The organism is Solihabitans fulvus, assembly GCF_008386585.1.
Taxonomy (GTDB): domain Bacteria; phylum Actinomycetota; class Actinomycetes; order Mycobacteriales; family Pseudonocardiaceae; genus Solihabitans; species Solihabitans fulvus.
Window position 1 is genome coordinate 26,906 of the sequence record NZ_VUOB01000025.1, and the last position, 21,067, is coordinate 47,972.

The following is a 21,067-nucleotide window of genomic DNA, read 5'->3' on the forward strand; positions in this document are numbered from 1 at the left end:
AGTCCGCGCGGCGCAGGTTGAACGCGCTCATGTCCGTGCCACGCACTGTAGGTCGGGAATCCGGTCAGGACGGGTCAGGCCTGGGCGAGGAGATGAGCACGCAACCGCCCTGCCAACTCGTCGGCCAGCCCGGCCGGCACGTGTTCGGCCTCGGGGCGGCCGAGCAGCCCGAACACCCGGGGCCCGCGCAGCTCCTCGGGCAGCTCGGGTGGGCGCGGAACGACGTGGAAGTGCACGTGCGCGAACCCCGCTGCCTCGGCGAACTGCACGACGTAGGTCTTCACGCAGCCCGTGACCGCGTGCAGGGCGCGCGACAGGCGGATCTGCCAGAGCCCGAGTCCGGCGGCCTCCGCGTCGGTGAGCTCGGCGAGGGTCGTCACGTGCCGACGCGGCACCAACACCAGCCAGCCGGGCAGCGCGGTGTTGATCGCGCGCGCGACCCGCCAGTGCTCGTCGGTCGCGACCAGCTCGCTCGCCGGCAGCTCGTCGAACCGATCGTTGTTGGCGCAGCTGAAACAGCCCTCCGCGCCCACGGTCAGAACGGCCAGCCGAGCACCGGAAGGCCGATCACCGCGTCGACGGCCAGCGCCACGAACACCAGCGACAGGTAGCTGTTGGACAGGTGGAAGAACTTCATCGTGTTGGTGTTCTCGCCACTGCGCATCGCCGCGTGCAGCCGGTGCGCGAACACCAGGAACCACACGCCGGCCAGCGCCGCCACCGCCGGGTAGATCCAGCTGGTCGCCGGGGCCAGCGCGAGCGTCGCCGCGACCGTCAGCCAGGAGTAGATGACGATCTGCCGACCGACCTGCGCCGCCGTCGCCACCACGGGCAGCATCGGCACGCCCGCCCTGGCGTAGTCGTCCTTGAACTTCATGGCCAGCGCCCAGGTGTGCGGCGGCGTCCAGAAGAAGATCACCGCGAACATCACGAACGCGGGCCACTGCACGCTGCCGGTCACGGTCGACCAGCCGATCACCACGGGCATGCAGCCCGCCGCGCCGCCCCACACGATGTTCTGCGAGGTCCGGCGCTTGAGCACCAGCGTGTAGACGAAGATGTAGAACAGGATGGTCGCCACGGCCAGCCCGGCGGCCAACAGGTTCGTGGTGATCCACAGGAACCCGAACGACATGACGCCGAGCGCGATGCCGAAGATGAGCGCGTTGCGCGGCGTCACCTCGTGGCTGGCCAGCGGCCGCGCCTTGGTGCGCTTCATCACCGCGTCGATGTCCGCATCGACGAAGCAGTTGAGCGAGTTCGCGCTGGCCGCGGCCAGCGTGCCGCCGGTCAGCGTGCAGGCGATCAACCACAGCGGCGGCAGCCCGTGCTTGGCGAGCAGCATCGCCGGAATGGTCGTCACCAGCAGGAGTTCGATGACGCGCGGCTTGGTCAGGGCCACATAGGACCGGACGACCTGGCGCGGCCCTCGCGCGGGAGCTTCGAGAACGGCGCTCACGACAGCACCAGCGCAGCGCTCACCGAGGACATCGCACTCCTAAGGCTCAAATCGGAAATTCGGCCAAGGCACCACACATCGGTACCGAACGCCGAACTGATGGTAACCGCGTCCCACAATCGCGCAGCGTCAGGGGCCTGCGCGGTCACCCAGAGTCTGATCTAGGTCACACCATCACCCAATCGCGAACACTGAGATCACGCGCTGGGCCAGCCAGGACTAGGCTGACCGGCGGACGAGGAGAACATAGCGGGCCGGGCCAAGCGGAAAGAACGGCGGCGATACGCGGCGGGCATCGTGATCGATCGAGATGACGCCCCGTGGTCGCCCCATCCACCGCCTACGGTCCCCCGCGCTATCTGAGAGTGGGAGCTGTGTCCGTGTCCGTCACCGACGACCTCACCCGGCTGACCGAGGCCAACCTGCCCGAGGACTGGACCGAGCTCGACAAGCGCGCTGTCGACACGATCCGGGTACTCGCCGCCGACGCCGTGCAGAAGGTGGGCAACGGTCACCCCGGGACCGCCATGAGTCTCGCGCCGACCGCGTACGCGCTGTTCCAGCGCGCCATGCGGCACGACCCGAGCGACCCGAACTGGATTGGCCGCGACCGCTTCGTGCTGTCCTGCGGTCACTCCAGCCTGACGCTGTACCTCCAGCTGTTCCTGTCCGGCTACGGCCTGGAGCTCGACGACCTCAAGGCGCTGCGGACCTGGGGTTCCCAGACCCCCGGGCACCCCGAGCACGGTCACACCGCCGGCGTGGAGATCACCACCGGGCCGCTCGGCCAGGGCCTGGCCTCCGCAGTCGGCATGGCCATCGCCGCCCGCCGCGAGCGCGGCCTGTTCGACCCGGACGCCGCGCCGGGCACCAGCCCGTTCGACCACCAGATCTACGTGATCGCCTCCGACGGCGACATCGAGGAGGGCGTGACCTCCGAGGCGTCCTCCATCGCCGGTCACCAGCGGCTTGGCAACCTGACCGTCGTCTACGACGACAACCAGATCTCCATCGAGGACGACACCGCGATCGCGCTGTCCGAGGACACCGCCAAGCGGTACGAGGCCTACGGCTGGCACGTCCAGCGCGTGGAGGGCGGCGAGAACGTGGCCGGCCTGCTCGCCGCGCTGGAGGCCGCGAAGGCCGAGACCGAGCGCCCGTCGTTCATCGTGCTGCGCACGGTGATCGGCTACCCGGCGCCGACCAAGATGAACACCGGCAAGGCGCACGGCGCCGCGCTCGGCGAGGACGAGATCGCCAAGGTCAAGGAGATCCTCGGCTTCGACCCGGCGCGCACCTTCCAGGTCGACGACGAGGTGCTGGCGCACGCCCGCGAGGTCGGTGCCCGGGGCAAGCTGGCGCACCAGGAGTGGCAGGGCGCGTTCGACGCGTGGGCGCAGGCCAACCCGGAGCGCAAGGCGCTGCTGGACCGGACCTCCGCGCACGAGCTGCCGGCCGGCTGGGCCGAGAAGCTGCCCACCTGGGAGGCCGACCCCAAGGGCGTCGCGACCCGCAAGGCGTCCGGCGAGGTGCTCAACGCGCTGGCCGACGTGCTGCCCGAGCTGTGGGGCGGCTCGGCCGACCTGGCCGAGAGCAACAACACCACGATGAAGGGCGCCGACTCGTTCGGCCAGACGGACACCTCCACCAGGGAGTGGAAGGCCAACCCGTACGGCCGCACGCTGCACTTCGGCATCCGCGAGCACGCGATGGGCTCGATCCTCAACGGCATCGCGCTGCACGGCCCGACCCGCCCCTACGGCGGCACGTTCCTGGTGTTCAGCGACTACATGCGCCCGGCGGTCCGGCTCGCCGCGCTGATGAAGCTGCCGGTCACCTACGTGTGGACGCACGACTCCATCGGCCTCGGCGAGGACGGCCCGACGCACCAGCCGATCGAGCACCTCGCCGCGCTGCGCGCCATCCCCGGCCTCGTCGTGCTGCGGCCCGGCGACGCCAACGAGACGGCCGCCGCGTGGAAGGCGATCCTCGAACAGCACGACGCGCCGGTCGGCCTCGCGCTGACCAGGCAGAACCTGCCGACGCTCGAGGGCACCGACGCCGACGGCGTCGCCAAGGGCGGCTACGTGCTGGCCGAGGCGTCCACCGGCGAGCCGCAGGTCGTGCTCATCGCCACCGGCTCCGAGCTTCAGCTCGCGGTCGAGGCGAGGAAGATCCTTGAGGCCGACGGCGTTGCCACGCGCGTGGTCTCGATGCCCAGCGTGGAGTGGTTCGACGCGCAGGACGAGGCCTATCGGCAGCAGGTCATTCCGGCGTCGGTGAAGGCGAGGGTCGCCGTCGAGGCGGGCATCGCCCTGCCGTGGCACCGGTTCGTCGGCGACGCTGGCGAGATCGTCTCGATCGAGCACTTCGGCGCGTCCGCCGACTACCTGACCCTGTTCCGGGAGTTCGGGTTCACCGCCGAGCACGTCGTCGAGGCGGCTCGCAGGAGCATCGCGCGAGTGGAGGGAAACAAGTGAGCGACAACAACCCGCTGGCCGCGCTGAGCGAGGCCGGCGTCTCGATCTGGCTGGACGACCTGTCCAGGCAGCGCCTGACCACCGGCAACCTCGTCGACCTGATCGAGAACAGCCACGTGGTCGGCGTGACGACCAACCCGACGATCTTCGCGGGCGCGCTGTCCAACGGCGCGTCCTACGACGAGCAGGTGCGCGAGCTGGCCGCGCGGGGCGCGTCGGTCGACGCCGCGGTGCGGGAGATCACCACCACCGACGTGCGCAACGCCTGCGACGTGTTCCGCGGCACCTGGGAGCGCACCGACGGTCTCGACGGCCGGGTGTCCATCGAGGTGGACCCCAGGCTCGCGCACGACACCGAGCGCACCGTCGCCGAGGCGCTCGACCTGTGGAAGACCGTCGACCGGCCCAACCTGATGGTCAAGATCCCGGCGACCGTCGAGGGCCTGCCGGCGATCACCAGGGTGCTGGCCGAGGGCATCAGCGTGAACGTGACGCTGATCTTCTCCGTCGACCGCTACCGCGACGTCATGGACGCGTTCCTCGCCGGCCTTGAGCAGGCCAAGGAGAACGGCCACGACCTGGCCTCGGTCCACTCGGTCGCGTCGTTCTTCGTGTCCAGGGTGGACAGCGAGGTGGACAAGCGGATCGACGCGCTGGACACCCCGGCGGCGCACGCGCAGCGCGGCAAGGCGGCCATCGCCAACGCGCGGCTCGCCTACAGCGCCTTCGAGGACGTCTTCGACGGCGACCGGTGGGGCGCGCTCGCCGAGGCCGGCGCGAACCCGCAGCGCCCGCTGTGGGCCTCGACCGGCGTCAAGGACCCGGCCTACCCGGACACCCGCTACGTGGACGAGCTCGTCGGCGACGGCGTGGTCAACACCATGCCGGAGAAGACGCTGCACGCGGTCGCCGACCACGGCGACATCCACGGCAACACCGTGGCGGGCAAGGCATCGGAGGCCAAGCAGGTCTTCGACTCGCTCACCGAGGCCGGCATCGACATCGACGATGTCTACGCCGTGCTGGAGAGCGAGGGCGTGGAGAAGTTCGAGAAGTCCTGGACCGAGCTCCTGGACACCGTGACCGCGCAGTTGGATCAAGCGAAGGGCTGAACTCCGACGATGAGCGACATGATCTCCGTCGAGATCGTGCACAGCCCCAACACCGACCAGGTCGACGCCATCGTCGCCGACCTGGTCGGTGCGGCCGTGCCAAGCAAGTTGACGGCCGCCGACCCCACCCTGTGGGGTCCTGACGCCGAGTCCGAGGCGGCCATCCGGCTGTCCTGGACGACGCTGCACGAAACCTCGCGTCCGCTGGTCGCGCAGATCGCCGAGCTGCGTGCCGCGCTGCACGCCGACGGCGTCGACCGCGTGGTGCTGGCCGGCATGGGCGGCTCCTCGCTCGCGCCCGAGGTGATCACCGCGACCGCGGGCGTGCCGCTGGTCGTGTTGGACACCACCGACCCCGCGCAGGTGGCCGACGCGCTCGCCGGCGACCTGCACCGCACGGTGCTGGTGGTCTCCTCGAAGTCCGGTGGCACCGTCGAGACCGACAGCCACCGCAGGATCTTCGAGAAGGCCTTCACCGACGAGGGCATCGACGCGGCCTCCCGCATCGTGGTGGTGACCGACCCCGGCTCCCCGCTGGAGGCGGCGTCCACGGAAGCGGGCTACCGCAAGGTCTTCACCGCCGACCCGCACGTCGGCGGCCGCTACTCGGCGCTGACCGCGTTCGGCCTCGTGCCGGCCGGGCTGGCTGGCGCGGACATCGCCGCGCTGCTCGACGGCGCCGCGCAGGCGTCCGAGGAGCTGGCCAAGGACGCGGACGACAACCCGGCCGTGCTGCTGGCCGCGGTGCTCGGCGCCGCGCACGCGCACGGCGCGGAGAAGGTCGTGCTGGCCGACACCGGCTCCGGCGTCAAGGGCTTCCCGGACTGGGCTGAGCAGCTGATCGCCGAGTCCACCGGCAAGAACGGCACCGGCCTGCTGCCGGTCGCGGTCGAGGGCCCGGACGCCCCCGGCTTCGTCGACGCTGGCTCCGACGCCACCCCGGTGGCGATCGGCCCGGCGCAGGGCAACGCGGCGGTGGCCACCGCGGGCTCGCTCGGCGGCCTGTTCCTGTTGTGGGAGTACGCCACCGCGCTGGTCGGCAGGGTGCTCGGCATCAACCCGTTCGACCAGCCGGACGTGGAGGCAGCCAAGAAGGCCGCCAGGTCCCTGCTGGACGCGCCGCAGTCGACCGAGTCCGCGCCGTCCTTCGTGGACGGCCCGGTCGAGGTGCACGCCTCGGGTGACTGGCTGCCCGCCGGAACCTCGACCGTGGCCGACGCGCTGCGCGCGCTGGTCGCGCAGGCGCCCGCCGCGGGCTACGTCGCGGTGCAGGCGTACCTGGACCGGCTCGACGACGCCTCGACGGCCGTGCTGCGGCCCGAGCTGGCCCGCCGCACCGGCTTGCAGACCACCTTCGGCTGGGGCCCGAGGTTCCTGCACTCCACCGGGCAGTACCACAAGGGCGGCCACCAGAACGGGGTGTTCCTCCAGCTGACCGGCGACTCCGAGGTCACCGTCGAGGTGCCAGGCAGGCCGTACGACCTCGGCACGCTCCAGCACGCCCAGGCGCTCGGCGACGGCCAGGTGCTGGCCGAGCACGGCCGCCCGGTGCTGCGGCTGCACCTCACCGACCGGGTCGCCGGCCTTGCCCACGTCGTGCGGGCTGCCCAAGAGGTTTCGGCCCAGGAGGTAGGTCGATGACGAGGACGCACTGGCGTAACCCGCTGCGCGACGAGCGGGACAAGCGGCTGCCCAAGATCGCAGGCCCGTGCGGCCTGGTGATCTTCGGCGTGACCGGCGACCTGTCCCGCAAGAAGCTCATGCCGGCCATCTACGACCTGGCCAACCGGGGGCTGCTGCCGCCGGGCTTCGCGCTGACCGGCTTCGCCAGGCGCGACTGGGAGAGCCAGGACTTCGGCCAGGTCGTGCTCGACGCGGTCAAGGAGCACGCGCGCACGCCGTTCCGGCAGGAGGTCTGGGACCAGCTGGCCGAGGGCTTCCGGTTCGTGTCGGGCAGCTTCGACGACGACGAGGCGTTCGACAACCTGGTCGCCACCATCCAGGACCTCGACCGGGTCAGGGGCACCGGCGGCAACCACGCGTTCTACCTGTCCATCCCGCCGGGCGCGTTCCCGGTGGTGTGCCGGCAGCTGGCGCGCTCGGGCCTGTCCGCGCAGAACCCGGACCAGTGGCGCCGGGTGGTCATCGAGAAGCCGTTCGGGCACGACCTGACCAGCGCGCGGCAGCTCAACAAGATCGTCAACGAGGTGTTCCCCGAGGACTCGGTCTTCCGTATCGACCATTACCTCGGCAAGGAGACGGTCCAGAACATCCTGGCGCTGCGCTTCGCCAACCAGCTGTTCGAGCCGATCTGGAACGCCAACTACGTCGACCACGTGCAGATCACCATGGCCGAGGACATCGGCCTCGGCGGTCGCGCCGGGTACTACGACGGCATCGGCGCGGCTCGGGACGTCATCCAGAACCACCTGCTCCAGCTGCTCGCGCTGACCGCGATGGAGGAGCCCGTCTCCTTCCACCCCGGCGACCTGCACGCCGAGAAGATCAAGGTCCTCTCGGCGACCACCGCGGCCTCTCCCTACGACGAGACGACCGCGCGCGGTCAGTACGTCGGCGGCTGGCAGGGCGGCCAGAAGGTGCCCGGTCTGCTGGAGGAGGGCGGCTTCGCCAAGGACTCCAAGACGGAGACCTTCGCGGCCATGCAGATGGACGTGAACACCCGCCGGTGGGCCGGTGTGCCGTTCTACCTGCGCACCGGCAAGCGGCTCGGGCGCAGGGTCACCGAGATCGCCGTCGTCTTCAAGCAGGCCCCGCACCTGCCCTTCGACTCGACCGCGACCGAGGAGCTCGGGCAGAACGCTCTGGTGATCCGGGTGCAGCCGGACGAGGGCGTGACGATGCGGTTCGGCTCCAAGGTGCCAGGCAACACCATGGAGGTCCGCGACGTCACGATGGACTTCGGCTACGGGCACGCGTTCACCGAGTCCTCGCCGGAGGCCTACGAGCGGCTGCTGCTGGACGTGCTGCTCGGCGAGCCTTCGCTGTTCCCCGTCAACGACGAGGTCGAGCGGTCCTGGGAGATCATCGACCCGGTTCTGAAGCAGTGGGCGTCCAAGGGCGTCCCTGAAAAGTATCGGGCCGGCACCTGGGGTCCGACCTCGGCCGACGAGATGATGGCCCGTACCGGTCGACACTGGAGGCGTCCGTGATCATTGACCTGCCCTCGACCACGACCTCACAGGTCAACAACAAGCTCGTGGAGGTCAGGGAGCGCGGCGGAGCCGTCGCGCTCGGCCGCGTCCTCACCCTGGTGATCGTGACCGATGACGGGGCCCGCACGGAGGAGGCGGTCGACGCGGCGAACGACGCCAGCCGCCTGCACCCGTGCCGGGTGATCGTGGTCGCGAAGGGGGCCCGCAAGGCCGCCCCGCGACTGGACGCCCAGATCCGTGTCGGCGGCGACGCCGGCGCGAGCGAGGTCGTGGTGCTGCGGCTCTACGGCCCGCTGGCCGACGAGGGTGCGAGCTGCGTGATCCCGCTGCTGCTGCCCGACGCCCCCGTGGTGGCGTGGTGGCCGTTCGAGGCTCCCGCGGTGCCGGCGAAGGACCCGATCGGCGAGCTGGCCCACCGGCGGATCACCGACTCGGCCGCGGAGAAGAACCCGATCAAGGCGCTCGAGCACCGGCAGAAGTCCTACGCGGACGGCGACACCGACCTGGCCTGGACGCGGCTGACCACCTGGCGGACCCAGCTGGCCGCCGCGCTCGATCTGGCGCCGTTCGACAAGGTCACCGACGCCGAGGTCACCGGGGAGGCCGACTCGCCGTCGACCGACCTGCTCGCGGCCTGGCTGGGTTGGTGCCTGCGCATCCCGGTCAAGCGCTCGAAGACGACCTCGGGACAGGGCATCGTCTCCGTGGTGCTGGAACGCAAGTCGGGCAACGTGGAGCTGCACCGGCCGGACGGCAAGATCGGCATCCTGACCCAGCCTGGCCAGCCGGAGCGGCGGGTGGCGCTGCACCGGCGCGAGGTGCAGGACTGCCTGTCCGAGGAGCTGCGGCGGCTGGACGCGGACGAGATCTACGAGGCGACCCTCAAGTCGCTGTCCAAGGTCGTCCGCACCAAGACCGTGGCGGCGCGCAAGCCCGCCGCGGCCAAGGCCGCCACAGCGACCGCGAAGCCGGTCGCCGCGACGGCGAAGGCCACGGCCAAGCCCGCGGCGAAGCCGGCCGCGGCCAAGGCGGCCAAGCCGTCGACGGGGGCCGCCGCGTCCCCGAACGGCAGCGCGGCGAAGGCGAAGCCGGAGCCCAAGCCGGCTCGCCGGGTCAAGGCCGGCACGTGATCCAGTCCGAGATGGTGGTGCACCGCGACGGCGACCTGTTGGCCGCCGCCGCGGCGGCCCGGCTGGTGACCGCGCTGGTGGACGCCCAGGCGGCGCGCGGGTCGGCGTCGCTGGTTCTCACCGGCGGGCGCACCGGCACGGCCGTGCTGGCGCACCTGCGGGACAGCCCGGCCCGCGACGCCGTCGACTGGTCCAGGGTGGACCTGTACTGGGGCGACGAGCGGTTCCTGCCCTCGGGGCATCCGGACCGCAACGAGACCCAGGCCAGGGCGGCATTCCTGGACCACGTGCCGGTGTCGCCGGAGCGGGTGCACGTCGTTGAGCCGTCCGACGGCAGGTTCGGGGACGACCCCGACGCCGCCGCCGACGCCTACGCGGACGTGCTGGCCGCCGCCGCCGCGCAGGCCGAGGGTGACGGCTCGGTGCCCGCCTTCGACGTGTGCCTGCTCGGGGTCGGCGAGGAGGGGCACACCGCCTCGATCTTCCCCGACTCCCCCGCCGTGCACGAGACCGAGCGGACGGTGGTCGCGGTGCGCGACTGCCCGAAGCCGCCCCCGACCAGGGTCAGCCTGACCCTGCCGGCGATCCGCAGGTCGGTGCAGGTGTGGCTGATGACCACCGGCGAGTCGAAGGCCGACGCCGTGGCGTCGGTCTTCGGCGGTGCCGGCGAGGTGGCACTGCCCGCGGCCGGGGCGCGCGGCCAGCGCCGCACGCTGTGGCTGCTGGACGCGGGCGCCGCCGCGAAGGTGTCAGAGGAGCGCACGTCGCGGCAGGCGTGAGTCCCGCACGATCGTCGCCCCTTCCCGGCCTCGCCGGGGAGGGGCGCTGTGCTGTTCGGGGCGGCGGCAACGGCGTCGGTGGATCATGATGTGCGCATGACCACCAGCACGCGGGCGATCGACGACCGGGACCTCGACGGCGTTCTCGTCCTCAACAACGGCGCGGTCCCCTCCGTCAACGAACTCACCCGCGACCAGCTCGCCGAGCTGGTCGCGGGGGCGGCGGTGGCGCTGGTGGCGGTGGACGGCGACGAGGTGGCCGGTTTCGTGCTGGCCCTCTCCCCCGGCCTGCCCTACGAGAGCCAGAACTACCGGTGGTTTTCCGGGCGCTACCAGGACTTCCTCTACGTGGACCGCGTCGTGGTCGCCGAGTCGCGGCGCGGCGCCGGGGTCGGCGGCGTGCTGTACGACGCGGTGACCGAGCGGGCGCGGGCGCTCGGCGCCGGCCGGGTGACGTGCGAGGTCAACGTGCGGCCGCCGAACCCGGGGTCGATGTGCTTCCACGAGCGCCGCGGCTTCCGCTCCGTCGGCGAACAGCACACGGAGAACGACACCAAGCGGGTGGCCCTGCTGGCCCTGCCGCTCTGACACAAAGATCTGCCGATCGGCAGATGGACATCCCCGCCGCCCCGCCGCGCCGACCGAACCACCCGCCCGATCTCTGCTCATCGGCGGATACACCGCCACCCATCGGCCCGGAATCCTTGGTGTATCAGGAAAGTCCCGTCTCGGGGCTACGCGAGGGAGCAGGGCGATGGGGAATTCGGGGCAGGTCAAGGAAAGCACGTCAGCGAAGACCGTGGACCGACGCCGCTGGTGGTCGGGCTGGCCGGGCTGGGTCGGTCCCCTGGCCATCGGGTGGTCGCTCCTCTACGGCGCGGCGTCGCTGTGGTGGGCGCTCGGCGGCGCGGGCTACCCGTTCGGCACGGTCGCCGACAACCGCGCCTCCGGGTCCGTCCTGGAGTCGAGCCGGGCCGAGGTGGTCGCGCCGGTGCTCGCGGCCGTCTGCCTCGCCGGGGTGGTCGCCGGAGTGCTGATGGTGCGCCGACGTGGCAGCGGCCGGGTCCGGGTGCTGTTGCTGGCGGTCGGCTGGGCGCAGGCGATCGCGTTCGCCCTGGCGATCCCGGACTACACGCTGGTGGCCGTGGTGGTGTTCGCGCCGGTGCTCGTGGTGTTCGCCTTCACCGGGGTGCCCGGGGAGCAGCACGACCTGGGCAACATCCTCTACTGGCACCGGGACAACCTGATCATCGTGTTCGTCGGCGGAATCCTGTGGGCCGGCGCGACTCTCGTCTACCAACGGCGCTCAAGGGGCCTGTGCGTGCGGTGCGGACGGGGCGGCAAGGCTTCCGCCCGGACCACGCCCGCCTGGACCACGCCAGAGGCGGCCGCGAGGTGGGGACGTTGGGCGGTCCGGATCGCCCTGCTGTCCACCGTCCCGTACGAGACAACCAGGCTGGCCTGGTACTTCGGCTACCCGCTCGGCATCACACCAGGTTTCCTGAAGGAGATGCAGGACACCAGGGGGATGCTCACGATCGGCCTGTCCATGGCCATCGGCTCGGTGCTCGGCGGCGTGCTGACGCACGGCCTGGTGGCCCGCTGGGGCGAGGTCTGGCCGAGGTGGGTCTGGTTCAGGGCGGGCAGGCCGGTCGGCCTCGCCACGGCGATCGTGCCGGCGGCGGTCATGTCGGTGGTGCTCATCCCCGCGGGCGTCATGGCCATCAGGGGCTGGAACCAGCCGCAGGGCTGGGGCACCACCTACCCGGCGATGCTGTGGATGGTGTGGGGCGCGGCGCTCGGCGCGGCGACCCTCGCCTACTACCTGCGCAGGCGAGGCGCCTGCCGGGTCTGCCACCGGGGTTGAGCCGGTTGCGTTTGCCCGCCGTGGTGGGTACGGGCTTGCCGAGCATCGTGCCCACCACGGCGGTCGTCGCGCTCCTCGATGTGCGAACGCACAGTTCTGGATCCGGAAACGTCCCGGACGGCGTGTTCCGATGTCTCGATCAGGCAGGCGACGCCTGAGAGCACGACCCGACTTAGGGGGCTCCATGCCCGACGAGGTGGCCGACCAGCCGAACCGGACGCTGGAGGAGCAGGACGCGGCCCCCGCCAGGTCCGCCCGGTTCTGGCGTCGCAGCAGGCCACGCGGCAGGTCTAGGCTGCCCACCACCACCCGATCGCAGTACGGTATTCCACGGCGGGCGGTCAACAGTGGAGGTCGGATCCTGGTTGTCGAGAGGCTTCCGGTCGGTGGCATGACAGCGAGGGCCACGGACAGGGTGAGGCGCGCCGCCGAGAGCCGGTGGTCGGTGCTCACCCGCCAGCGCCAGTTCGCCGTCGACCTGCTCGCGATGGTGATCGGCGCTCTCGACGTCTGGCTCGTCATCCCGCCCAAGGCCCAGCCCTACTCGATCGTGCTGTCCGCCGTCGCCTGCCTCGCGCTCGCGGTGCGCAGGCGCTTCCCGTTCACCGTGGTGCTCATCGCCGTGCCTGGTTTCCTCGCAGGCTGGGCCGAGCTGACCGCGATGATCGCGCTGGCCACCCTGGCGCGCCGCAGGCTGCTCGGCTGGCAGACCATCGTCGGCGCGGTGCTCGTGTGGATCTGCCGGTTCACCCGCTGGCCGCTGGACGACTTCGCCGGCCAGACCTGGCGCGAGCACGCGTTGGACGGCATCTACGCCTGCTTCGTGGTCGGCATGCCGATCGGGCTCGCGCTGCTGGCCTCGGCGCGGCAGGAGCTGTTCAACCGCATCTCCGAGCTGGCCGACAGCCGGGAGCGGGAGCGGCGCTTCCACGCACACGCGATCCGCGCCGAGGAGCGCGCCAGGCTGGCGCGGGAGATGCACGACCTGGTGTCGCACCAGGTGAGCCTGATCGCGATGCAGGCGGGGGCGCTGCGGATGGCCGCGGAGGACCCGGAGTCGCGGAAGGTCGCCGGCACTATCCGGGAACTCAGCAGCCGCACGCTGGACGAGCTGCGGCAGCTCGTCGGCGTGCTGCGCACCGAGGACGCCGACGACCCGCAGCCGGGGTTGGCGGAGCTGCCGGAGCTGGTGCAGACCGCGGGCGTGACGGCCTCGCTGACCATCCAGGTCGCGCCGCTCGACCTGGCCAACGCCATCTCCGCGGCGGTCTACCGGACCGTGCAGGAGGCGCTGACCAACATCCGCAAGCACGCCCAGGGCTCGATCGCCACGGTGCGCGTCTACTCCGAGAACAACACCGTGCTGGTCGAGGTCCGCAACGACCGGCCGCGCCGCCAGCCGACCGCGCTGTCCGCGACCCTGCTCTCGCTCGGCACGCTGCCGTCGGGCGGCCACGGGCTGGTCGGGCTGCGGGAGCGCGCCGCGCTGCTCGGCGGCACCCTGCACGCCGGCCCGACCACGGACGGCGGCTACCTGGTCAGGGCCGTGTTCCCGGCGTTGTACCCGCCGTCGGACGAACCGGCCTGACCAGCCGCGTCAGGACGGCAGGTCGCCGTCGCCGGTCGAGCCGTCGATCAGCTCCCTGAGGATGTCGGCGTGGCCCGCGTGCCGCGCGGTCTCCTCGATCATGTGCACGTAGATCCAGCGCACCGTGATGTCGCCGTGGCGGGGGTGCGGGACGAGGTCGGTGAGCGCGCGGCCTGCGCCCGCCGTGCGGGATCGCGCGCACTCGCGCTCGTAGTCGGCGATCAGCTGCTCGACGGTCTCCCCCGGCTCCACCCGGAAGTCACCGTCGGGGTCGTCGTCGGTATAGGGCGGCACCGGCACGTCGGCGGCGGGCCGCTGGGCGATGCCACGCTGGAACCAGGACTGCTCGACCCACCGCAGGTGCTTCACCAGGCCGGCGAGCGTGGTCATCGAGGGCACCAGCCTGCGCTGGGCGTCCTGCTCGGACACGCCGCGCACCTTGGCCACGATCACGGCCCGGTACTCGTCGAGGAAGCCCTCGAGCATGGCCCGCTCGTCGGTGGTGCTCAACAGTTCGTCAGAAGAAGGTTGCGCCATAACGGTGACGATAACTGCCGGCACAAACCATTTCCGGGGTCACCACATCGCGACGAAAGCGGTGCGGTGACCCCGGAAACGGTGTTCGTTGTTCGGTTAGAAGTCGCCCTCGCGCTGCCTGCGCAGCTTGGTGAGCGCCTCGTCCAGGATCGCCTGGCCGTCCGCGTCGGAGCGCCGCTCCTTCACGTAGGCCAGGTGTGTCTTGTACGGCTCGTTACGCGGCGGAGCCGGCGGGCTCTGCTCGTCCCGCCCCGCAGGAAACCCACACCTCGGGCAGTCCCACACCTCGGGCTCGTCCGCGTCCACCGCGAAGGACGGGCGCGACTCGTGCCCGTTGGCGCACCAGTACGAAACCCGATGCCTCGGCGCGGACTCGCCGCGCTCCGACTCACCCATCGGGCCTGCGCCGACGCGGGTACCGCGAATCGCGTTACCACCAGCCATCGACCGTTACACCCCCACCAAGTGGTTGCCGCTAGTCCTCGACTGACTCATCAGCATGACGGACACCTATCCGAGCTTGACCAGCAACCCAATCCCCACGATGGAGATCAGCCAGACCGCGGCACAGAACAGCGTGAGGCGGTCCAGGTTCTTCTCGACGACGCTCGAGCCGGACAGGCTCGACTGCATGCCGCCACCGAACAGCGAGGACAGCCCGCCTCCCCGGCCACGGTGCAGCAGTACCAACAGCACCAGCAGCACACTGGAGACGATCAACAGGATCTGTAGGAACAGCTTCATCTCATCCTCGCTGTCGGGCGGTTGACGCCACAGCGTACCGGGTCGAACGCCGACCGTGGAGCGCCGTGTGGATCAGAACGAATGGGAACAGATCAGGCCTGGTCAGGGCAAGGGCCCACCGGCGGCGAGCGCGCACAGCTTCGAGAACTCGTCACCGTCCAGGCTCGCGCCACCGACCAACGCGCCGTCGATGTCGCGCTGCTTGACCAGCTCGCTGATGTTGCCCGACTTCACCGAACCGCCGTAGAGGATCCGCACCGAGTCCGCGACCTCCGCGCCGTACTTCTCGGCGAGCGCCGCCCGCAGGGCCGCGCACACCTCCTGCGCGTCGGCCGAGGTGGCGACCTTCCCGGTGCCGATGGCCCACACCGGCTCGTAGGCCACGACCACGTTCGACACCTGCTCCGCCTTGAGCCCCTTGAGGGCCGCGATGAGCTGGTTGTTGCAGTGGCCGACGTGCTCGCCCTGCTCGCGCACCTCGATCTTCTCGCCGACGCACAGGATCGGCGTGACGCCGTGCTTGAGCGCGGCGCGCACCTTGCGGTTGACGAGGTCGTCGTCCTCCGCGTGGTACTCGCGGCGCTCGGAGTGGCCGACGACCACGTAGCTGCACCCGAGCTTGGCCAGCATCGCGCCGGACACGTCCCCGGTGTAGGCGCCGGAGTCGTGCGGCGACAGGTCCTGCGCGCCGTACTTGAGCAGCAGCTTGTCGCCGTCGCACAGCGTCTGCACGCTGCGCAGGTCGACGAACGGCGGCAGGACGGTCACCTCGACCTTGGCGAAGTACTTCTCCGGCAGGGAGAAGGCGATCTTCTGGGTCAGCGCGATGGCCTCGAGGTGGTTGAGGTTCATCTTCCAGTTGCCGGCAATCAGCGGCAGACGGGCCATGGTGTTCAGCTCTCCAATACCGCGACGCCGGGAAGTTCCTTGCCTTCCAGGAACTCCAGGGATGCGCCACCGCCGGTCGAGATGTGCGAGAAACCGTCCTCCGGCAGGCCGAGCAGCCGGACCGCCGCGGCCGAGTCGCCGCCGCCGACGACGCTGAACGCGTCGCTTTCGACCAGCGCGCTCGCGACGGCGTTGGTGCCCCTGGCGAACCTCGGGAACTCGAACACGCCCATCGGGCCGTTCCAGAACACCGTCTTCGCGTCAGCCAGCTTGCTGACGAACAGCTCGCACGTGCGCGGGCCGATGTCCAGGCCCATCCGGTCCGCCGGGATCGCGTCGACGGGGACCGTCTCGTAGTCGGCGTCCTCGGCGAACCCGGTGGCCGCCAGCACGTCGACCGGCAGCACCAGCTCGACGCCGCGCTTCTCGGCCTCGGCGAGGAAGCCGGCGACCTGCTCCAGCTGGTCCTCCTGGAGCAGCGACTTGCCGACCTCGTGGCCCTGGGCCCTGAGGAACGTGTAGGCCATGCCGCCGCCGATGAGCAGGCGGTCGACCTTGGCCAGCAGGTTGGCGATCACGCCGAGCTTGTCGGAGACCTTCGCGCCGCCGAGCACGACGACGTAGGGCCGGGCCGTGTCCTCGGTGAGCCTGCGCAGCACCTCGACCTCGGCGAGCACCAGGCCGCCTGCGTAGTGCGGCAGCTTGGTCGCCACGTCGTAGACCGACGCCTGCTTCCGGTGCACCACACCGAAACCGTCAGAGACGAACGCGCCGTCCGCGCCGACCAGCGCGGCGAGGTCGTCGGCCAACGCGGACCGCTCGGCCTCGTCCTTGCTCGTCTCGCGCGCGTCGAAGCGGATGTTCTCCAGCAGCGCCACCGAGCCGTCGGTCAGCGCGGCCACGGTGGCCTTCGCCGACTCGCCGACCACGTCACCGGCCAGCGCCACGTCGGCGCCGAGCAGCTCGCCGAGGCGGGCGGCCACCGGCGCGAGTGAGAAGGCCGGGTCCGGCTCGCCCTTGGGGCGGCCGAGGTGGGCCGCGACGACGACCCTGGCACCGGCGCCGGTCAGTGCCGTGATGGTGGGCAGCGACGCGCGGACCCGCCCGTCGTCGGTGATCCTGCTGCCGTCGAGGGGGACGTTCAGGTCGGCGCGCACGAGTACGCGCCGACCCGAGACACCCTCGGCGATCAGATCGTCGAGAGTCTTCACAGTCCGCCTCAGAGCTTCGATGCGACGAGCGCGGTGAGGTCGGCGAGGCGGTTGGAGTAGCCCCACTCGTTGTCGTACCAGCCGACGACCTTGACCTGGTTGCCGATGACCTTGGTCAGCGGCGCGTCGTAGATGCAGGACGCCGGGTCGCCGACGATGTCGCTGGAAACGATCGGGTCGACGTTGTAGGTCAGGATGCCCTTGAGCGCACCCTCGGCCGCCGCCTGGTAGGCCGCGTTGACCTCCTCGACGGTGGTCTCGCGGCCCACGGTCACGGTGAGGTCGGTCGCCGAGCCGGTCGGCACCGGCACGCGCAGCGCGTAGCCGTCCAGCTTGCCCTTGAGCTCCGGCAGCACCAGGCCGATGGCCTTGGCCGCACCGGTGCTGGTCGGCACGATGTTGATCGCGGCGGCGCGGGCGCGGCGCAGATCCTTGTGCGGCGCGTCCTGGAGGTTCTGGTCCTGGGTGTAGGCGTGGATCGTCGTCATCAGGCCCTTCTCGATGACGAACGCGTCGTGCAGGACCTTGGCCAGCGGCGCGAGGCAGTTCGTGGTGCAGGAGGCGTTGGAGATCACCGTCTGCGAACCGTCGTACTGGTCGGTGTTGACGCCGGGGACGACCGTGAGGTCCTCGCCCTTGGCCGGCGCGGAGATGATGACCTTCTTCGCGCCGCCCTCGTCCACGTGCTTACGGGCGTCGGCGGCGTTGGTGAAGAAGCCGGTGGACTCGATGACGACGTCGACGCCGAGGTCCTTCCAGGGCAGCTTGCCCGGGTCGCGCTCGGCGAGCGCCTTGATGGTCTTGCCGTCGACCTCGATGCCCTCATCGCTCACCCGGACGTCCGCGGCGAGCTTGCCAAGCACGCTGTCGTACTTGAGCAGGTGAGCCATCGTCGCCACGTCGCCGAGGTCGTTGAAGGCGACGATTTCGATGTCGTGCCCACTGGCCTGAACAGCGCGCCAGAAGTTGCGTCCGATGCGGCCGAAGCCGTTGACACCTACGCGAACCGTCACGGTGTCTCTCCTCATGGCTCGACCCGGTCATGCCGGGAGCGTTAGTGGTCTCGGGAGTTACCTGGACTACCCGTTTCCACCCTAGCGGCAGAGCCTTGCGCTGGTCAGAGGGGCCGCCGATTTTCTTTATCGAATCAGCCCATCGGAAATGTGAGCAGGGCTACTACCAGCCACTTTGGTCTAGACCTTGTTGCGGCAAGGTCAACTGAGCGTGAGCCGCGCGGCCGCGAGCACAACCAGCAGGTCGGGGACGCGGCGGTGCGCGCTCGGCGGCCGAACCCAACGGACACCGCCGTACGGAGTAGTGCTCGGCGGCAGCGACACCTTCGTGTCGATCAGGTCGACCCCGACCGGCGCGACGGCGGTGCCGGGCGGCGTGGCGGCCCGGTCGGCGAGGAACACCCACCGTTCGGGGTCGCCGGGCACGGCGATGACCGGGCCCTCCAGGTTGCGCCGGGCCAACAGCCCGAGGATCTCCCCCGCCGTGCCGACCCTGGCCACCATCGCGACCAGGTTGTCCGGCAGCAGCAGGTACAGGACGCCGCCGTCGACGGCGGTCCGCCAGCCCCAACGCTGCCCGTACTCCTCGCCCGCCACCCTGAGCCGGTCGAGGTCACCGCCGCGCCCACCGGACCCATCGGCTGGTTCTGATCTGTCTCTTGGTCCGTTCATGACCGCGACGCTCCTGCCAAAGCCGGCCCGGTGGAGCCGAGGGTTCGGGGTACACCTCGGCCCCACCGAGATCCTCCGTGGCCGACCCGGCCCTGCCGGACGCCGGTGTCGACCACAAGACCAAGGCTTCAGCGGAACATCACCGCTGGCCACGCGCGGAGCGGGTGGGACGGCCCCTGCGGTGCATGGCGGATATGCACACGCGGGGTAATGCCCGATCACAGCGGCCTGGCCCCTCCCCGTTGGCGCGACGCTGCGACGGGGAAACCACCCGGTCGGCTCAGGCCAGGTCATCACCCTCTCGGGGACCCCAGCGGAACGGGCGACTCACCACCGACAGTACAGATCGGGCCGACCGCCCGCCGGCACCCTGCGTGACAAACCGCGCGTGCCCCTCGGTGACCCGGCCGAACGACCCAGCCGGGAACTCAGCCCTCGGCCTCCAGCATCTCGGCCGTGACCGCCGACTCGGTGTCCGGCATGCCGAGCTCCCTGGCCCGCTTGTCGGCCATGGCGAGCAGCCGACGGATCCGGCCGGCCACCGCGTCCTTGGTCATCTGCGGGTCGGACAGCTGGCCGAGCTCCTCGAGCGACGCCTGCCGGTGCGCCAGCCGCAGCTCACCCGCCGCGACGAGGTGGTCCGGCGCGCCGGGCCCGAGCAGTTCGAGCGCCCGCTCCACCCTGGCCGCCGCGGCGACCGCGGCGCGGGCGGACCGGCGCAGGTTGGCGTCGTCGAAGTTGGCCAGCCGGTTCGCCGTGGCGCGCACCTCGCGGCGCATCCGGCGCTCCTCCCAGGCCATCACGCTGTCGTGCGCGCCGAGCCTGGTCAGCATGGCGCCGATGGCGTCGCCGTCGCGCACGACCACCCGGTCCGCGCCGCGCACCTCGCGCGACTTCGCCTGGATGCCCAGCCGCCGCGCGGCTCCGACCAGCGCCAGCGCCGCCTCCGGCCCTGGGCAGGTGACCTCGAGCGCGGACGAGCGACCCGGCTCGGTGAGCGACCCGTGCGCGAGGAACGCCCCGCGCCAGGCCGCCTCGGAGTCGCAGACGCCGCCGGAGACCACCGGGGCGGGCAGGCCGCGCACCGGCCGGCCGCGCGGGTCGAGCAGGCCGGTCTGCCGTGCCAGGCCCTCGCCATCCTTGACGACCCGCACCACGTACCTGGTGCCCTTGCGCAGCCCGCCCGAGGTGATCATGTGCACGTCGGAGTGGTGCCCGAACAGCTCGTGGATCTCCTTGCGTAGCCGCCGCGCCGCCGCACCGGCGTCGAGCTCGGCCTCCACCACGACGCGGCCGGCCACGATGTGCAGGCCGCCGGCGAACCTCAGCAACGAGGAGACCTCGGCGCGGCGACAACAGGTCTTGGACACGGCCAGACGGCTCAGCTCGTCCTTGACCGCGGCGGTCATCGCCATGCGTCCTCCTCTCCCTCTACGGGGTAAGTACTGCTCAGTTCTGGTTGTTCCCGCAGCGCGCGCGACAGACACCGCGCCAGCGCATCCGGATCATGCCGTTCCGGCGTGCCCGCCGCCGCGATCCTGGCCAGGTGCGCCCTCGCCCCGAGCGCCGCGGCGGCCGTGCCTAACCGGTCGGGAGTCGGGACCGAGTCCAGGTCAGCGATCACCGCGTCCGCGCGAAGCTCCGGCGCGTGCTCGCAGAGTACGTCCAGATGACGCTCCGGTGAGAAACCGGCGGTTTCACCCGGTTGGGGGACCAGATTGAGCACGACGACCTTCTTGGCCGAGGTCTGCACCAACGCCTCGTGCAGCTCCGGCACGAGCAGGTGCGGCAGCACGCTGGTGAACCAGGAGCCCGGCCCGAGCAGCACCACGTCCGCCTCCAGCACCGCCCGCACGGCCTGCGGGCAGCCGCGCGGCGGGACACCGGGCCGACCCGCCCGGTGCAGCCTGATCCGCTGCACCAACCCTGGCGTGGTGGCCACGGCCACCTGGCCGCGGATCCGCCGCACCGAGGCGGTGTCCTCGTCGAGGCCGATCACGTCGGCCTCGATGTCCACCGGCTCGTTGCTCATCGGCAGCACCCTGCCGCGCACGCCGAGCAGCCGGCAGGCCTGGTCGAGCACCTCGACCGGGTCGCCGAGCACCTCGAGCAGGCCGGCCAGCACCAGGTTGCCGACGGCGTGCCCGGCCAGCGCCCCGGTGCCGCCGAAGCGGTGCTCGAACACGCGGCTCCACAGCTGCCCGCCGTCGTCGTCTGAGGCGAGCGCGGCCAGCGCCTTGCGCAGGTCGCCGGGCGCCAGCAGGCCGAGCTCGCGCCGCAGCCTGCCGGAGGACCCGCCGTCGTCGGCGACCGTCACCACCGCGGTGATGTCCGGCGTGATCCGCCGTAACGCGCCGAGCGTGACCTGGAGCCCGTGCCCGCCGCCCAACGCGACGGCCCGCAGCGAACCGTCC

Annotated in this window: 20 protein-coding genes; 9 read left to right on the top strand and 11 right to left on the bottom strand. The window is 71.2% G+C overall.

From position 1 onward, the window contains the following. Positions 1–74: 74 nt before the first annotated feature. Entirely contained in the window at positions 75–533 is a 459-nt protein-coding gene (locus F0L68_RS15295; RefSeq protein WP_223198814.1) for an HIT family protein, read from the bottom strand. 2 nt (positions 534–535) lie between these two features. Continuing rightward, positions 536–1,459 carry a heme o synthase gene (locus tag F0L68_RS15300; RefSeq protein ID WP_149850235.1) on the bottom strand — a complete coding sequence of 308 codons (924 nt, stop codon included), beginning with the start codon at positions 1,457–1,459 and terminating at the stop codon, positions 536–538. A 380-nt stretch (positions 1,460–1,839) separates the two neighbouring features. Here F0L68_RS15300 and tkt point away from each other — a divergent pair, with 380 nt between their 5' ends. The 9 genes from tkt to F0L68_RS15345 all read left to right on the top strand — a co-directional run bounded on the left by tkt (position 1,840) and on the right by F0L68_RS15345 (position 13,588). Further along, positions 1,840–3,939 (top strand): transketolase, encoded by a 2,100-nt coding sequence (gene tkt, locus F0L68_RS15305; RefSeq protein ID WP_149850236.1) that lies wholly within the window; start codon positions 1,840–1,842, stop codon positions 3,937–3,939. Then, positions 3,936–5,051, top strand: coding sequence for a transaldolase (gene tal, locus F0L68_RS15310; protein WP_149850237.1), 1,116 nt, complete (start codon positions 3,936–3,938; stop codon positions 5,049–5,051). Before tkt ends, tal begins: the two co-directional genes overlap by 4 nt. A 9-nt stretch (positions 5,052–5,060) precedes the next feature. Next, positions 5,061–6,692: a phosphoglucose isomerase-related protein gene (locus tag F0L68_RS15315; protein WP_149850238.1), complete on the top strand. Its 1,632-nt coding sequence runs from the start codon at positions 5,061–5,063 to the stop codon at positions 6,690–6,692. Further along, complete coding sequence (gene zwf / locus F0L68_RS15320; RefSeq protein WP_149850239.1) at positions 6,689–8,221, top strand: glucose-6-phosphate dehydrogenase; 1,533 nt, start codon at positions 6,689–6,691, stop codon at positions 8,219–8,221. The genes F0L68_RS15315 and zwf overlap by 4 nt, the downstream gene beginning before the upstream one ends. Then, entirely contained in the window at positions 8,218–9,354 is a 1,137-nt protein-coding gene (locus F0L68_RS15325) for a glucose-6-phosphate dehydrogenase assembly protein OpcA (RefSeq protein WP_149850240.1), read from the top strand. Before zwf ends, F0L68_RS15325 begins: the two co-directional genes overlap by 4 nt. Positions 9,355–9,365: 11 nt before the next feature. Beyond that, positions 9,366–10,133, top strand: coding sequence for a 6-phosphogluconolactonase (gene pgl / locus F0L68_RS15330; protein WP_438672286.1), 768 nt, complete (start codon positions 9,366–9,368; stop codon positions 10,131–10,133). A 96-nt stretch (positions 10,134–10,229) separates the two neighbouring features. Further along, entirely contained in the window at positions 10,230–10,721 is a 492-nt protein-coding gene (locus F0L68_RS15335) for a GNAT family N-acetyltransferase (RefSeq protein ID WP_149850242.1), read from the top strand. A gap of 166 nt (positions 10,722–10,887) precedes the next feature. Continuing rightward, on the top strand, positions 10,888–12,000 hold the full coding sequence (locus tag F0L68_RS15340) for a hypothetical protein (RefSeq protein ID WP_223198815.1): 1,113 nt from the start codon (positions 10,888–10,890) through the stop codon (positions 11,998–12,000). 391 nt (positions 12,001–12,391) lie between these two features. Then, positions 12,392–13,588 carry a sensor histidine kinase gene (locus F0L68_RS15345; RefSeq protein ID WP_223198816.1) on the top strand — a complete coding sequence of 399 codons (1,197 nt, stop codon included), beginning with the start codon at positions 12,392–12,394 and terminating at the stop codon, positions 13,586–13,588. 9 nt (positions 13,589–13,597) lie between these two features. On the opposite strand, the gene F0L68_RS15350 is transcribed toward F0L68_RS15345, so the two are convergent. The 9 genes from F0L68_RS15350 to F0L68_RS15390 all read right to left on the bottom strand — a co-directional run bounded on the left by F0L68_RS15350 (position 13,598) and on the right by F0L68_RS15390 (position 21,057). Next, complete coding sequence (locus tag F0L68_RS15350; RefSeq protein ID WP_149850244.1) at positions 13,598–14,125, bottom strand: DinB family protein; 528 nt, start codon at positions 14,123–14,125, stop codon at positions 13,598–13,600. Between the two features lie 96 nt (positions 14,126–14,221). Beyond that, positions 14,222–14,569, bottom strand: coding sequence for an RNA polymerase-binding protein RbpA (locus tag F0L68_RS15355; RefSeq protein WP_149850245.1), 348 nt, complete (start codon positions 14,567–14,569; stop codon positions 14,222–14,224). A 66-nt stretch (positions 14,570–14,635) separates the two neighbouring features. Further along, entirely contained in the window at positions 14,636–14,869 is a 234-nt protein-coding gene (secG, locus tag F0L68_RS15360; RefSeq protein WP_149850246.1) for a preprotein translocase subunit SecG, read from the bottom strand. A 102-nt stretch (positions 14,870–14,971) separates the two neighbouring features. Next, positions 14,972–15,757 carry a triose-phosphate isomerase gene (gene tpiA / locus F0L68_RS15365; RefSeq protein ID WP_149850247.1) on the bottom strand — a complete coding sequence of 262 codons (786 nt, stop codon included), beginning with the start codon at positions 15,755–15,757 and terminating at the stop codon, positions 14,972–14,974. 5 nt (positions 15,758–15,762) lie between these two features. Beyond that, positions 15,763–16,968 (bottom strand): phosphoglycerate kinase, encoded by a 1,206-nt coding sequence (locus F0L68_RS15370; protein WP_188316592.1) that lies wholly within the window; start codon positions 16,966–16,968, stop codon positions 15,763–15,765. 8 nt (positions 16,969–16,976) lie between these two features. After that, a complete protein-coding gene (gene gap / locus F0L68_RS15375; protein ID WP_149850248.1) occupies positions 16,977–17,981 on the bottom strand; it encodes a type I glyceraldehyde-3-phosphate dehydrogenase in 1,005 nt (334 codons plus the stop codon). Positions 17,982–18,182: 201 nt separating this feature from the next. Then, a complete protein-coding gene (locus tag F0L68_RS15380) occupies positions 18,183–18,653 on the bottom strand; it encodes a hypothetical protein (protein WP_149850249.1) in 471 nt (156 codons plus the stop codon). A gap of 428 nt (positions 18,654–19,081) precedes the next feature. Beyond that, complete coding sequence (gene whiA / locus F0L68_RS15385) at positions 19,082–20,068, bottom strand: DNA-binding protein WhiA (protein ID WP_149850250.1); 987 nt, start codon at positions 20,066–20,068, stop codon at positions 19,082–19,084. Next, the gene (locus tag F0L68_RS15390; RefSeq protein ID WP_149850278.1) at positions 20,059–21,057 is read right to left on the bottom strand and encodes a gluconeogenesis factor YvcK family protein; all 999 of its coding nucleotides are present in this window, start codon (positions 21,055–21,057) and stop codon (positions 20,059–20,061) included. Before F0L68_RS15390 ends, whiA begins: the two co-directional genes overlap by 10 nt. Positions 21,058–21,067 lie beyond the last annotated feature (10 nt).

Excerpts from the sequence above, each read along its gene's own strand:
- F0L68_RS15315 (WP_149850238.1), top strand. The coding sequence starts at position 5,061 with ATGAGCGACATGATCTCCGTCGAGATCGTGCACAGCCCCAACACCGAC.
- zwf (WP_149850239.1), top strand. The coding sequence starts at position 6,689 with ATGACGAGGACGCACTGGCGTAACCCGCTGCGCGACGAGCGGGACAAG.
- pgl (WP_438672286.1), top strand. The coding sequence starts at position 9,366 with ATGGTGGTGCACCGCGACGGCGACCTGTTGGCCGCCGCCGCGGCGGCC.
- F0L68_RS15335 (WP_149850242.1), top strand. The coding sequence starts at position 10,230 with ATGACCACCAGCACGCGGGCGATCGACGACCGGGACCTCGACGGCGTT.
- F0L68_RS15340 (WP_223198815.1), top strand. The coding sequence starts at position 10,888 with ATGGGGAATTCGGGGCAGGTCAAGGAAAGCACGTCAGCGAAGACCGTG.
- F0L68_RS15345 (WP_223198816.1), top strand. The coding sequence starts at position 12,392 with ATGACAGCGAGGGCCACGGACAGGGTGAGGCGCGCCGCCGAGAGCCGG.
- F0L68_RS15350 (WP_149850244.1), bottom strand. The coding sequence starts at position 14,125 with ATGGCGCAACCTTCTTCTGACGAACTGTTGAGCACCACCGACGAGCGG.
- F0L68_RS15355 (WP_149850245.1), bottom strand. The coding sequence starts at position 14,569 with ATGGCTGGTGGTAACGCGATTCGCGGTACCCGCGTCGGCGCAGGCCCG.
- secG (WP_149850246.1), bottom strand. The coding sequence starts at position 14,869 with ATGAAGCTGTTCCTACAGATCCTGTTGATCGTCTCCAGTGTGCTGCTG.
- tpiA (WP_149850247.1), bottom strand. The coding sequence starts at position 15,757 with ATGGCCCGTCTGCCGCTGATTGCCGGCAACTGGAAGATGAACCTCAAC.
- F0L68_RS15380 (WP_149850249.1), bottom strand. The coding sequence starts at position 18,653 with ATGAACGGACCAAGAGACAGATCAGAACCAGCCGATGGGTCCGGTGGG.
- whiA (WP_149850250.1), bottom strand. The coding sequence starts at position 20,068 with ATGGCGATGACCGCCGCGGTCAAGGACGAGCTGAGCCGTCTGGCCGTG.